The organism is Rhodococcus oxybenzonivorans (assembly GCF_003130705.1).
Lineage (GTDB): Bacteria > Actinomycetota > Actinomycetes > Mycobacteriales > Mycobacteriaceae > Rhodococcus_F > Rhodococcus_F oxybenzonivorans.
This window is the reverse complement of record NZ_CP021354.1, coordinates 2,124,343-2,137,539: the sequence shown is the minus strand read 5'-3', so window position 1 is coordinate 2,137,539 and position 13,197 is coordinate 2,124,343. Positions and strand designations below refer to the sequence as shown.

The following is a 13,197-nucleotide window of genomic DNA, read 5'->3' as shown; positions in this document are numbered from 1 at the left end:
CCAGTCACACACGGCCGCGTCGTAGGGTGAGGAGAGAAACCCGCACAGAAGCGGAGGTTCGGTGATGCACAAACGACAGGCACGTCCGGAGACGGACGTCGACTCACCAGTGGTGGTGGAACGGGTCTACGACCACCCCACCGACGGCGACGGACTCCGGCTCTTCGTCGACCGCCTCTGGCCGCGCGGCCTCCGTAAGGATGCGTTTCACTTCGACGACTGGGCCCGTGATCTCGCACCCTCGACCGAGCTTCGCCATTGGTACTCACACGACGTCGCCGCATTCGGCGAGTTCCGGGAACGGTACGTGTCCGAGCTGGACTCCCCGCCGGGACGCAAGGCTGTCGCGAGGGTTCGGGAGCTCGCGCACGGACGCCCCATCGTTCTCTTGACCGCCACCAAGGACGTCACCCACAGTCATGCGGAAGTCCTTGCCGACTATCTGCGCGGTCAGCTGTGACGGGCGAGGCGGACCCCGGCGACCTTACGGACGAGGATCTGGGCGGCGACTCCGTGTGCTGGCTCGACCGTGTCTGCCCCGACTGCGGATTGTTCCTGACGGACCGGATGGCACCGCGGTGTCCACGGTGCGGGTGCGAACGGACCGCCTAACTGTCCTCAGTTTGGGACCGTGTCTCGTCGGTACATGACTGCATCCGAGGTGGCGGCACGTCACCGTGCCAGACGGGATGAACTATGCGACGCGCCGCCCGGCAAGTAAACGAGGGAGATGCCGACCACCTCGACGAGGACGCCGGACACGGGACCCCTCTCGCCCGCGCGATCACGGGTCCGCTCCTCTTCGTCTTCATCCTCGGCGACGTGCTGGGTGCCGGAATCTACGCGTTGGTGGGGGTCATCGCCGGCGAGGTGGGCGGCGCAGTCTGGGTGCCGTTGCTGCTGGCACTGGTGATGGCGTTGCTGACCGCGACCTCGTATGCCGAACTGGTCACCAAGTATCCGCGCGCCGGTGGGGCGGCGGTGTTCGCCCAGCGGGCGTATCGAACACCGCTGATCTCGTTCCTCGTCGGGTTCTCGATGCTCGCCGCCGGAGTCACGAGCGCTGCGGGGCTCGCACTCGCATTCTCCGGCGACTACCTCGCCGCGTTCGTGGATGTGCCGACCGTCCCGGCGGCACTCGTGTTCCTTCTCCTCGTGGGATTGCTCAACGCCCGGGGAATCAAGGAGTCGATGCGCGCCAATGTCGTCATGACGGTGGTGGAGGTCACCGGCCTGGTCCTGGTAGTGGTTCTGGCCGGCATCGTGCTCGGACGTGGTGACGGCACCCTGAGCCGGGTGGTCGAATTCGACGACGGCCGTTCGCCGGCGCTCGCGGTGCTGGCCGCCGCACTGCTCGCCTACTACTCGTTCGTGGGGTTCGAGACGTCCGCGAACGTCGCCGAAGAGGTGACCAACGTGCGCACGGTGTACCCGCGGGCGTTGTTCGGAGCGTTGCTGACGGCGGGGGCCGTCTATGTACTCGTCGGACTGGCGGTCTCGGTGGTCCTGCCAGCCGGCGAACTCGCCGCATCGTCCGGTCCGCTGCTGGCAGTGGTCTCCGCCGCCGACGTCGGCGTTCCACCTCGCCTGTTCAGTCTGATCGCGCTCGTCGCCGTCGCGAACGGCGCACTGCTGACGATGATCATGGCGAGCAGGCTCACGTATGGAATGGCGTCCGAGGGACTGCTTCCGCGTCCGTTCGCACGGGTCCTCCCGCGGCGACGGACTCCCTGGGTGGCGATTGTGGCGACCACCGCCGTCGCCATGGCTCTGTGCGTCACGGGTTCGCTGTCGGCCTTGGCGGAGACGGTGGTTCTGCTGCTGCTCGTCGTCTTCATCAGCACCAACATCGCGGTCCTGGTGTTGCGTCGTGATGCGGTGGAGCACCGGCACTTCCGGGCCCCGACGGTATTCCCGATCCTCGCCCTCGTCACGTGCGTGGCGCTGCTCACCCAGCAGAGCGCGGCCACCTGGCTGCGTGCGGCGCTACTCCTTGCCGTCGGAGTCGTGTGGTACGCAGTCTCCCGCCGTCGTTCCACGAGAACGGACGCCGAGAGTCCCCGCGCGCAGTAACGCGGGGACTCTCTGATCAGCCAATTGTCTTCGCGCCCGCGAGATACCGTGCCCGCAGCTTGTGCTTGACGAGTTTACCCGTGGGCGTGCGCGGCAGGTCGTCCGAGAAATCGATGCTCCGAGGCGCCTTGAAGTGCGTCACCCGGTCCCGCACGAAGTCCAGTAGTTCACGGGCGACCGCATCCGACGGCTCCACATCGTCGACGAGTTGGACCACAGCCTTGACCTGTTCGCCCATTTCCTCGTCGGGCACACCGATCACCGCAACGTCGAAAACCTTGGGATGCATGGTGAGAATGTTCTCGGACTCCTGCGGATAGATGTTGACCCCGCCGGAGATGATCATGAAGGCCGCCCGGTCCGTGAGGTACAGAAACCGATCGTCGTCGAGGTATCCGATGTCACCGCTGGTGGTCCACGTCGGATGACTGGGATGGGTTGCGGCTTCGGTCTTGGCCGGATCGTTGTGGTATTCGAACGGCCGCTCCTCGCGCTCCCAGTACACCGTTCCGATCTCACCGGTGGGCAGCTCCGCACCGGTGTCGTCGCAGATGTGCACGATGCCCATCACCCCGTCATGCCCGACGGATCCCGGCTTGGCGAGTGCCTGCGCACTGTCGATGAACGTGGCGCCGGCACCTTCGGTGGAGGCGTAGTACTCGTGGATCACCGGGCCCCACCAGTCGATCATCGCACGCTTCACTTCGGGCGGGCAGGGGGCTGCCGCATGAATCGCCACCTTCAGACTCGACACGTCGAACTTCTCGCGAACTTCTTTCGGCAACTTCAGCATTCGCACGAACATGGTGGGCACCCATTGACTGTGCGTCACCTCGTACTTCTCGATCAGGCGCAGCGCCTCCTCTGCATCGAACCTGTCCATGAGGATGATGGTTCCGCCGACGGACGTGATGGTGCCGCAGAAGCGGAGGGGCGCCGCGTGATACAGCGGCGCAGGGCACAGGTAGACGGTGTCCGCGTCGAATCCGTACATGGGCGCGAACACCGCCGTGTACGGGTCCGTCGTCGAGTCGACTTCACCTTCCAGCAGTGCGGGTTTGATTCCCTTCGGCCTTCCGGTGGTGCCCGACGAGTAGAGCATGTCCCGCCCACGAGGTTGCGTCTCCAGTGGTTCACCGGACTGCGCCGCCACCGCCGCGTCGTAGCTGTCGAAGCCGTCCAGTTCACCGCCGTAGACGAGCCGGTGCCGGACGCCGGGCAAGTGGGCCGGGTCGGTGGGAATCGCCCGCGCCGCATCAGCCGAGGCGATGAGAACGGCGGCTCCGCAGTCGTTCACGACGTAGCCGGCTTCGTCCGCGGTGAGGTGCCAGTTCACCACGGTGATGTAGAGGCCCGATCGCAGGGCCGCCCAGTAGACCTCCAGAACACGGAGGTCGTTGCTCGACACCAGAGCCAGGTGATCCCCGACCTTCAGGCCGAGCCCACGCAGGTGTCGCGCCAACCGGATGGACCGCTCATCCAGCTGCCGGTAGGTGAGCTGCTCCCCCGTCGACGGCCGGACGACGGCCGGCTTGTCCGGGGTGGTGGCGACAAAATTTCCGGGAAACATCCACGCTCCTTTGTTAATGGAGATTCTCATCATCGGTCTACCACAGGCATCCGCGGACGGGGCCCGTTCACGCTCACCGGCCGCAGACTTTCCCGTGGCCAAAACACCGGGCCACTCCCCGGCAAGGTCCTACAGTTGAAGCGAGAGGAGGGCCATCAGACGTGACTGCCCTACAGAAGGAACGGATACTCGACGCGCTGTACGAACAATGGGACGTGCTCGACCAGTTGCTGTCCTCGGTGACGGGTGACGACTGGTTCACGCCCACCCCCCTCCCTGGGTGGACCGTGCACGACGTCGCCGCCCACCTGATCGGTACCGAATCGATGCTCGCGGGGATATCGGCACCGCACACCACCGTCGATGTCCACGGATTCGCGCATGTGCGTAACGAGATCGGAGCGTTCAACGAACGGTGGGTAGAGGGACTGCGCGGGCGCCCCGGCACCGAGATGCTCGACCGCTTCCGGGACATCACCGAGCGCAGGCGCTCCGAACTGGCGCAGATGACGGATGAGATGTTCGACGCCGAGACCGCCACACCGGTCGGCCCAGCACCCTATCTCCGGTTCATGCGCGTCCGCGTGTTCGATTGCTGGATGCACGAACTCGACATCCGCGACGCGCTGGGTGTTGCCGGAGACGAGGGAGGTGTCCGCGGTGACACCGCGTTCGAGGAGATCATGGGAGCGGTCGGGTTCCTCGTCGGAAAGCGTGGCAAGGCGCCGTCGGGCTCGCGCATCACCCTCGAGTTGACTGGTCCGCTCGCGAGAGAGATCCACGTCGCCGTCGACGGGCGCGCAGCGGTGGTGGACGAGTTGCCGGGCGACGCCACCACGACGATCACACTCGACTCCCGGCTGTTCACCCGTCTTGCCGGGGGCCGGGTGAAGGCCGCGGATCACCGCGACGCCATCACCCTCGGCGGTGACACCGCCGTCGGCAAGCAGATCGTCGACAATCTCACTTTCACGATCTGACCGCGATGCGCTTGTTCCTGTCGTCCTACCGGTTCGGAGCCGACCCCGCACCGCTGATGTCGCTCGTCGGAAAGCCGGGACGGGTGGGCGTGATCGCGGCAGCAGCCGACGCCTGGCCACCGTCCGCTCGCGCCTCAGCGGTGGTCAGTGATGTGGCGCCGCTGCGGCGCCTGGGGTTCTCTCCGGAGGAAGTCGATCTTCGCGACTACATAGGAACGCAGAACGGCGGCACGAGCGGGCTGAGAGACCGGCTGGCGGGATTCGGCATGCTCTGGGTGCGGGGCGGAAACACGTTCGTCCTGCGTGCCCAGATGGCGCGTAGTGGTGCGGACGATGTTCTTCGCGACCTGCTGACAAACGATTCGCTCGTCTACGCGGGATACAGCGCGGGCGCCTGCGTCATGACACCGACGTTGCGCGGTCTCGACTCCTCCGATGACCCGTCGGAGGTTTTCGAGACCTGTGGCATCCAGCCGATCTGGGAAGGCCTCGGGGTGGTGCCATTCGCGATCGTGCCGCATCACCCGCCTGCGACGCCCTCAGGCGGCGAAGAGACGGTGCCCCTGGAAGACGCGGCCGCTGTCCGGCGTACCGTCGCCGCCTTGCAGCTCGCGGGAATCGAGTACCGCACCTTGACGGACGAACAGGTAATCGTGGTGGACGGAGAGTCCACCGAGCCCATATGACGAGTCACCGCGCGTGCCAGTTGCGGGAGACCCCGGGAAACGTCAGCCGAAGACGGCGACGGGCATCGACGGCGCGAACGGGGCGACGCGGTCGAGTGCTGCCCAGGTGACCTCGCAGCGCTTGGCGGTGACCTCATCGGCGTCGGCGAGCAGCGTGTTGAGGAGAACCTTGGGGTTCAGACTCCACTCGGTGACCATCGCGCGAACTTCGTCGTTCGTGAACAGTCCCGAGCCGGCCAGGGCGAAGACCCACTCATCGAATTCCCCGCGGTGAATCTGTTCGATGGAGTCGTAGTCGATACCACCGTCGATGAACTCGTACGAGAACATCGCGGAAATGTAGCTGCTGGGGTCTCGGTGGAGTGCGTGCATCGTGCGGGTCCTTCCGGGGTCGGTGCGGCAAAACCGGCCCCAAGTTGCGATCTGACTCACATTTCGTGAGATTCTCCGTTTGGGTGTAACGCCTCGCCGGTGTTTGACGATGCAGAACGCTAACCCGGGAAAGTGCTTTTTTGCATTGCCCCCTCGATACGATCCGGTAACAGAGTGACGAATGTGACCTGAGTTACATCGAAAACTCCCAAGTCCGAATTTGCCCCGAGGTGCGACTACCTGCAGGTTTCCCGCACGGGAGGGTTCTATACCCCTCCGTCGTCCAAGGCAAAAAAATTAACACCCTCGATCTCACATAGTGAGACTCGTACGCGTCGGTAACAAGTTGAGCGGTCGAGACCCGCCCCGACCTGTACTGAACGTCCAGGTTGAGGCGATATCTGAAGCTAAGTCTCCGAATCGGTTCAGTTGGACGCTCGACCAAATCGGGTGCAGGCGAGTCCTGGCGGCGCTACCGTCGGGTACGCCGCCACCGCCCGCGAGGAGCACAACATGACGATCGCACCGGACGCTCTCGCGGAACTCGACGCTGCCCTCCCCCATGGATGCCTGCTCACCGATCCGGACCTTCTCGCGTCCTACAGCCACGACTGGGCACGCGACCCGGACGCTGTCCTGCCCGCCGCCGTTGCACGGCCGACGCGCACCGAGGAAGTCCAGGCGGTGCTGCGCTGGGCCGGCAGACATCGGGTCCCGGTGATCCCCCGCGGGGCCGGTTCGGGTCTCAGCGGAGGTGCCACCGCGGTACGGGACAGCGTCGTCGTCAGTACCGAGCGAATGCGCCGAATCGACGTCGACCCCGTCACCCGTATCGCCGTTGCCCAGCCCGGCCTGCTGAACGCCGAGGTCAAGGCGGCGGCCGCCGAACATGGGTTGTGGTATCCGCCCGACCCGTCGTCGTTCGAAATGTGCACCATCGGCGGCAACGTGGCGACCAACGCCGGCGGGCTGTGCTGCGTGAAGTACGGGGTCACCACCGACTACGTACTCGGCCTGCAAGTGGTGCTCGCGGACGGAACGGCGGTGCGGTTGGGCGGGCCCCGCCTCAAGGATGTCGCCGGACTGTCGCTGACCAAACTTTTCGTCGGCAGTGAGGGCACGCTCGGAGTCGTCACCGAGGTGACCCTCAGACTGATCCCGGCGCAACCGCCGTCGTGCACCTTGGTCGCGACGTTCGCGTCGGTGCAGGCGGCCGCCGACACCGTGCTGGCCATCACGCGCTCGCTGCGCCCGTCGATGCTGGAATTCATGGACCGCACGACGATCGGCGCCGTCGAGGATGCGCTGAAGATGGGCCTGGACCGGACTGCAGAAGCCATGCTCATCGCCCGCTCGGATGCACCGGGGGCGATTGCCTCGGAAGAGATCTCGCTCATGGCCGACGCCTGCACCGCGAGCGGCGCGTCGGAGGTATTCACCACCGACGATCCCGAGGAGGGCGAAGCCTTCGCAGCTGCAAGGCGATTCGCCATTCCCGCAGTGGAGCGACTCGGAAGCCTTCTCCTCGAAGACGTCGGAGTCCCATTGCCGAAGCTGCCCGCGCTGGTCGAAGGTATTGCGTCCATCGCACGGACACGAAATGTGCTGATCGCTGTCATTGCTCATGCCGGCGACGGCAATACGCATCCACTCATCGTGTTCGATCCCGCGGATGCCGCGATGGCGGAACGTGCCCGGCTCGCGTTCGGCGAGATCATGGATCTCGCCATTTCCCTCGGGGGAACGATCACCGGCGAACACGGGGTGGGAAGGCTGAAGAAGGCGTGGCTTCCCGACCAAGTGGGTAAGGACGTCATGGATGTGACGGCCCGGGTGAAGCAGGCGCTCGATCCTCTGGGAATCCTCAACCCGGGCGCCATTCTGTAGGTTTCCCCGGCCGTCACGGTACCCAAATGGTTATGCAAGGGGCTGGTGTGACAGCTGAGGTGTTGCTAGCGTGACCGGACCTGCTCGAAATGTCGCAGAGAGGTGCGCCCGTGACCAAGCTCCGCCGTGTCGTTTCACTGGCCATGCCCGCTCTATTGGCGTCTACCTGCACGTTTTTCGCGTGGTCACCCTCCGTTGCGACGGCGGCGCCGTGCCTCGGATCAGGCAGCCTGGGTTCGAGCTCGAACAACGATATCAATCCGATTCCATGGCTGAACGGCAGCGACGGCCGCCTTCCCGAACTACGCGGCCACACCCAGGCCGTCGCACACATCACTGGGCCCCGCAGCACCAACGACACGATCTTCCGATTCAGCGTCCTCGGAACCGACCTCGGCATCATGTGGGACAACGGAGCCGGCCAGGTTCTCACCGCCTTCGGCGATACGGTCGGCCTCAGCGACAATCCCCTGTGCGGGCTCGTCGGCGACTGGCGCAGCAACATTCTGCTTCGCAGCAGCGACCGCGATCTCACCAACGGCATGAGTATCGAGAACTCGCCCGTCGACCGCCCGAATCATTCCAAGGAAATCATCCAGAGCAAGAAGATTCCGGGCGTCGAGCAAACTGTCATCCCCACCACCGGCATCTCGGTGGGTCCCGTGCAGTACATCAATTACATGTCCGTGCGGAGCTGGGGCGCTCCCGGCGAATGGGAAACCAACGCGTCAGGAATCGCGTATTCCGTCGACAACGGCGAGAACTGGGTCACGGATCCGCTGACCCTACGACCCAATGTGCCCGGCACCGGTGCCGAGAACTTCCAGATGGGCTCTTACGTCAAACACGATGGTTTCGTCTACGCCTTCGGCACGCCGTCCGGCCGTTCGGGTGACGCACGGTTGTCGCGGGTGCCGGAAGCGGAGATTCGAAACCTCACCGCGTACGAGTACTGGGACGGCAAGGCATGGGTGAAGGCGAATGCCGCCCTTGCCGCGCCCGTGATCCCAGGGCCCGTCAGCGAGCTGTCCGTGCAGTTCAACGAATACCTCGGCCAGTTCGTCGCGATGTACACGGACGCCGGCAACTCGGTGGTCATGCGGCGGTCCGATCGGCTCGAATCCGGCTGGAGTGCACCGGAAGTGTTGGTGAGCAGCCGCGACGTGCCCGAGCTGTACGGCGCCTACATGCATCCGTGGTCGAAGGGGTCGGATCTGTACTTCCTCGCCACCACCTGGTCCGACTACAACGTCATGCTCCTGCGCACCAACCTCGCCGACTGACGGTAATCTGCGAGTGTGCGCAGCATTGCACGCTCGATGCGAACAGAGGAGTGGTTGTGGCGGTCAAGGTAGAGCACGACGTGTCCGAGTCCCGGTTCGAGATCTTCCTCGACGGTCAGCTCGCCGGGTACGCCGATTACGCCGAGAGGAACGGTGTCCGCGACTTCCACCACACCGTCACCTACCCACAGTTCCGGGGGCAGGGACTGGCCGCTCAACTTGTCAAAGCTGCCCTGGACGACACGAAGGACCGTGGCTTCTCCGTGGTTCCGTCCTGCTCGTACGTCGAGCATTACATCGCCGAGAATCCGAGCTATGCGGAGCTCGTCTGAGTCGGACCGTCTGGCCGTCCGCGGCCTGTGTGCCGCTGCCGCCGCCCTCACACTGGTCGGCTGCGCATCAGGAAACGGTGACGATACCGGCATGCCGGACGCCCTTCCGCGGACGTCGACGGCCGCCCAGCCGGGAGCGTTCGTGGGCGAGTGCGGCTCACTCACCGACGGCGAGGTCTACGAGCGGGCGGGGATGTCCGGGCTCAAGCCCGTGTCCCGCAATGGAATCAAATGCCGCTGGGAGGCCGACGGCGGAGCCCGATATGTGATGTTCACCTGGTACCGCGGCAGCCCGATCGACCGGGAACGGTCGGTGGCGCAGGGAATCGGGCACGAGGTCCACGACCTCGACATCGCCGGGCATCGGGGGTTTTCCTCACAGAACGAGGGATTCTGTGAGGTGGCGGTGGCGACGGGGGCGGATTTCGTGCATTGGCTGGTCCGGTACGGCGTCGGCGTCACACCGTCCGATCCGTGCGCGGCTCCTACCGCTCTCGTCGACCTCACTCTGAAGAAGGCGAAATGAGCGCCGTCCGCACATTCGCCGCCGTTGTCGCGGCAGTGCTCCTGCTGACCGGGTGCGGTAACTCGATCACCGGCACTCCCCTCCCTGAAGGTGCCGGTGTGAGCGGCGGTGGCTCCGACCGATTCGACAAGCTGCTGCGCGAGTGTGAGGCGGTCCCGAACGAGAAGATCGCGGAGGTGCTCGGCGGTGACGGAATCGACCAGTACTTCTACGGGGCTGTCTGCATGTGGACGGTGTTGTCGCATGCCGGTTCCCTCGACGTGACGTTCGGCTGGTTCGAGAACAACTCGCTGCAGCGCGAGCGTGATGTCGCCGATCGGCTCGGCTACCAGGTGGACACCACCTCCGTCGCAGGTGCGTCGGCCTTCACCGCCCGGCGGCCCGGTGACAGTGCGACGTGCGGAATCACCGCCGCCTACTCCGGGGTGATCACCTGGTGGGTGCAGAACCGTTCTGGTACGGGCGATCCTTGTGCGGGGGCACGGGCCCTCGCGGAATTGACGCTGCAGCGCAATCAGTGACGAGTACAAAATTGGGTCGCGGCGGTCTCGGCGGCGCTGTTAGCGTCGAGTAAACACCTTTTCGCTCCGACCAGAGGACTCAGCCGTGACCGCCACCGAGACGGCAGCGCCTCGCCGGCTCGGCCCTCTGGTGCTGCTCAATCTGGCAACCCTGTTCTCCGCCACCGGGAACGGTATCGCAATCGTCGTGTTGCCGTGGTTGGTGCTGGAGCGAACCGGCCGCGCCTCCGACGCGGCGGTGGTCGCCGGCGCGGCCACTCTTCCCCTTCTGTTGTCGAGTCTGTTCGCGGGCACGGTCGTCGACCTGTTCGGTCGGCGCCGCACCTCGATCATCTCCGATTGCCTCTCCGCACTCTCGGCTGCCGCCATTCCGATCGTGGCGAACACGGCGGGCCTGTCGGTCCTGGTCATAGCCGTCCTCGCGGCAGTCGGCGCCGCGTTCGACCCGGCAGGCATCGCGGCGAGGGAATCGATGCTGCCTGCAGCCACGACGTCGGCCGGGTGGTCGCTCGACCGGATGAACAGCCTCTACGAGGCCAATTACAACGTGGCCTACCTGGTCGGACCGGGTATCGGCGGGGTCCTGATCGCCACGGTCGGGGCCGAGAACACATTGTGGGTGACGGCCCTCGGCTTCGTCTTGTCCATCGTCACCATCACCTTCCTCCGGCTCGAAAATGCCGGCCGGCCCGACGCCTCGTCGGCGCCGACCTCACTCTGGCGCGGCACCGTCGAGGGTTTGAAGTTCGTGTGGCACAACCGCCTTCTGCGCACGATCGCCTTGGTCGACATGGCGGTGGTGGCGCTGTACCTGCCTGTCGAGTCCGTCGTGTTCCCGGTGTACTTCACCGAACTCGACAAACCCGCACAGCTGGGTTCGGTGCTGATGGCACTGAGCGTCGGCGGAGTCGTGGGCGCCCTGGCATACGGGCCGCTCTCCCCCTTCGTGTCCAGACGGGTGATCATGCTCGTCGCGGTGATCGTCCTGGGCGCGGCCATGGTGGCCATGGCGTTCCTCCCGCCCCTGTGGGCGATCCTCGCGCTGGCCTTGCTGCAGGGCCTCGTCTTCGGGCCGGTCGGCCCGATTGCCAACTACGCCATGCAAACTCGTAGCCCCGAGCACATGCGCGGGCGGATCACGGGAGTCATGACGTCCACGGCGTACGCTGCCGGTCCGCTGGGCTATCTGCTTGCCGGGCCGATGATCGACGCCTGGGGCATTCAGCCGACGTTCTTCGTGCTCGCCGTCCCGGTGCTCGTCCTCGGTATCGCCTGTTGCGCATTTCCGGTCCTGAAGGAACTGGACGCCCCGGCGACCGTCAGCTGAAGCCCATCACCTCGTTGCCCCAGGCCAGGCGCATCTCGCGGTCCGGGTCCTGCACGAGGGTGTCGGAGCTGTCGATCAGCAGCGTTGCGCGAGTGTCCTCGTCGTAGGGAGCCCAGTGTTTCGACCCGTCCAACGCCGCCGGAACGCCATGCCGGACGAACGCGAGCCATCGGCGCTGAACGCGGCCGGACACCTCCAGTGCCGTCTTCCGCCCGCCCAACCAGAACGTGGGATCGACGTTCAGGGTGCCGAAGTTGCCGAACACGTACGGCAGCTCGGTGGCATGCCCCGCCCCGATGCGCGCAGCCTTGAGGATCGGGGTGGCCGCATCGAACCGGTACATCCACGTCGGTGAGTGGCGACTGTGTGCGTCCGCGACCCACAGGGCGGGCATCCGGAACGCGGCATCTCGGGACATCGCCAGCGCACCCCGAGATTTTCCGCGGTCCGGGTAGGCGGCCAGGATGTCGGCGAGCCGGTTGGCGGGGAGGTCGGGATGATCGGTGGCGATGGCCCGGAGCATCTCCTGCACCGAATCGGACGTGACCGGCAGCAACGGCGACTTCATCAGCTTGAAGAGCGAGGACTCGTCCTTGTTGGAACCGATGATGAGCGGGATCCGGTGGGAGTACCCCTTCTGGAACGCCGCCACCGGGTACCGCGGCAGGAAGTCGCGGTCGACGACAGGTGCCATGGCGAGTGTGCCCGGAATCTTGGTGGGCACCTCGTTGACCAGCGTGTCGCTGGCTTCGATGATCTGGTCGTACGGAAGGCGGAGCAGAGTGGCGGACTCCTCCGGCGCCAGCCTGAGGATGTCGAGGAATTGCCGGGCCACCGTGGCGGCGCGCTCGCTCCCGTAGACGGAGGTGGCCGGTGGGCTCTGCGCGATCGCACGGTGGAACAGTCCTTCCGCGCTCGGACAGGTCATCAGTGTGGTGATCGATCCGGCGCCGGACGATTCGCCGAACACGGTCACCTCGTCCGGATCCCCGCCGAAGGCCGAAATGTTCTCGCGCACCCATGCGAGTGCCGCGACCTGATCGCGCAGTCCGATGTTCGTCTCGAACACGTGCTCGGCCGTGGAGAACGACGACAGGTCGAGGAAGCCGAGCGCACCCACCCGGTAGTTGAACGACACCACCACCAGGTCACCGACGGTGGACAGGATGCGCCCGTCGTAGATGCTCTGCGCCGCCGTTCCCAGGCAGTACGCACCCCCGTGGATCCACACCATCACCGGCCGCGGTGTGCCGTCCGGTTCCGGGGCCCACACGTTGATCGAGAGGCAGTCCTCGTCCATCTCGAGTCCCGCGTCTATCGGCACGGCGGTGCCGTTCCCCTGCGGCGCCATGGGCCCGAAGATGGCGCAGTCGCGCACACCGTTCCAGGGGGACGGTGGGGCGGGCGCCCGGAACCGCAGCGCTCCGACGGGGGCTGCCGCGAACGGGATGCCCTTCCATGCGTAGACGTCGCCGTCGGCGTGCCCGCACACCGCTCCGTCGCGGGCGCGGACGACCAGCGTGTCGCCGGACTTCTCGACTTCCACGACTGACACCCCCTCACCGGGAATCTCCGGCCAAGGTACCAACGATGCGCAGAGGTGTCCGAGTGAACGGGGCTTTTCCGCGCTCCCGGCGGGC

13 protein-coding genes are annotated in these 13,197 nt (G+C 65.7%); 10 read left to right on the top strand and 3 right to left on the bottom strand.

Features of this window, described 5'->3' with window-relative positions; all coding sequences use genetic code 11:
- Nucleotides 1–64: 64 nt before the first annotated feature.
- Together CBI38_RS10285 and CBI38_RS10280 are read left to right on the top strand one after the other, a co-directional pair.
- Entirely contained in the window at nt 65–460 is a 396-nt protein-coding gene (locus tag CBI38_RS10285) for a DUF488 domain-containing protein (protein ID WP_109328578.1), read from the top strand.
- A 236-nt stretch (nt 461–696) separates the two neighbouring features.
- Complete coding sequence (locus CBI38_RS10280) at nt 697–2,073, top strand: APC family permease (RefSeq protein ID WP_109328576.1); 1,377 nt, start codon at nt 697–699, stop codon at nt 2,071–2,073.
- A gap of 16 nt (nt 2,074–2,089) precedes the next feature.
- Here the strand turns inward: CBI38_RS10280 and CBI38_RS10275 are convergent, their stop codons facing one another.
- Nucleotides 2,090–3,643 (bottom strand): AMP-binding protein, encoded by a 1,554-nt coding sequence (locus CBI38_RS10275; protein WP_109328574.1) that lies wholly within the window; start codon nt 3,641–3,643, stop codon nt 2,090–2,092.
- 161 nt (nt 3,644–3,804) lie between these two features.
- On the opposite strand from CBI38_RS10275, the gene CBI38_RS10270 reads away from it, so the two are divergent.
- Both CBI38_RS10270 and CBI38_RS10265 read left to right on the top strand, forming a co-directional pair.
- Complete coding sequence (locus CBI38_RS10270; RefSeq protein ID WP_109328572.1) at nt 3,805–4,623, top strand: maleylpyruvate isomerase family mycothiol-dependent enzyme; 819 nt, start codon at nt 3,805–3,807, stop codon at nt 4,621–4,623.
- Between the two features lie 5 nt (nt 4,624–4,628).
- Nucleotides 4,629–5,309, top strand: a complete 681-nt coding sequence (locus CBI38_RS10265; RefSeq protein ID WP_109328570.1) for a Type 1 glutamine amidotransferase-like domain-containing protein — start codon at nt 4,629–4,631, stop codon at nt 5,307–5,309.
- Between the two features lie 42 nt (nt 5,310–5,351).
- On the opposite strand, the gene CBI38_RS10260 is transcribed toward CBI38_RS10265, so the two are convergent.
- On the bottom strand, nt 5,352–5,681 hold the full coding sequence (locus tag CBI38_RS10260) for a hypothetical protein (protein ID WP_109328568.1): 330 nt from the start codon (nt 5,679–5,681) through the stop codon (nt 5,352–5,354).
- Between the two features lie 513 nt (nt 5,682–6,194).
- On the opposite strand from CBI38_RS10260, the gene CBI38_RS10255 reads away from it, so the two are divergent.
- From CBI38_RS10255 to CBI38_RS10230, 6 genes are all read left to right on the top strand, one after another.
- Nucleotides 6,195–7,568, top strand: coding sequence for an FAD-binding oxidoreductase (locus CBI38_RS10255; protein WP_109334982.1), 1,374 nt, complete (start codon nt 6,195–6,197; stop codon nt 7,566–7,568).
- A gap of 110 nt (nt 7,569–7,678) precedes the next feature.
- A complete protein-coding gene (locus CBI38_RS10250; protein ID WP_109328566.1) occupies nt 7,679–8,851 on the top strand; it encodes a DUF4185 domain-containing protein in 1,173 nt (390 codons plus the stop codon).
- A 56-nt stretch (nt 8,852–8,907) separates the two neighbouring features.
- The gene (locus CBI38_RS10245) at nt 8,908–9,183 is read left to right on the top strand and encodes a GNAT family N-acetyltransferase (protein WP_109328564.1); all 276 of its coding nucleotides are present in this window, start codon (nt 8,908–8,910) and stop codon (nt 9,181–9,183) included.
- Nucleotides 9,167–9,709, top strand: a complete 543-nt coding sequence (locus CBI38_RS10240; RefSeq protein ID WP_109328562.1) for a DUF3558 domain-containing protein — start codon at nt 9,167–9,169, stop codon at nt 9,707–9,709. The genes CBI38_RS10245 and CBI38_RS10240 overlap by 17 nt, the downstream gene beginning before the upstream one ends.
- Nucleotides 9,706–10,230: a DUF3558 domain-containing protein gene (locus CBI38_RS10235; RefSeq protein ID WP_109328560.1), complete on the top strand. Its 525-nt coding sequence runs from the start codon at nt 9,706–9,708 to the stop codon at nt 10,228–10,230. Before CBI38_RS10240 ends, CBI38_RS10235 begins: the two co-directional genes overlap by 4 nt.
- Nucleotides 10,231–10,315: 85 nt before the next feature.
- A complete protein-coding gene (locus CBI38_RS10230) occupies nt 10,316–11,557 on the top strand; it encodes an MFS transporter (protein WP_109328558.1) in 1,242 nt (413 codons plus the stop codon).
- Here the strand turns inward: CBI38_RS10230 and CBI38_RS10225 are convergent.
- Nucleotides 11,550–13,103 (bottom strand): carboxylesterase/lipase family protein, encoded by a 1,554-nt coding sequence (locus CBI38_RS10225; RefSeq protein WP_109328556.1) that lies wholly within the window; start codon nt 13,101–13,103, stop codon nt 11,550–11,552. The two genes, CBI38_RS10230 and CBI38_RS10225, sit on opposite strands and share 8 nt — an antisense overlap.
- Between the last annotated feature and the right edge of the window lie 94 nt (nt 13,104–13,197).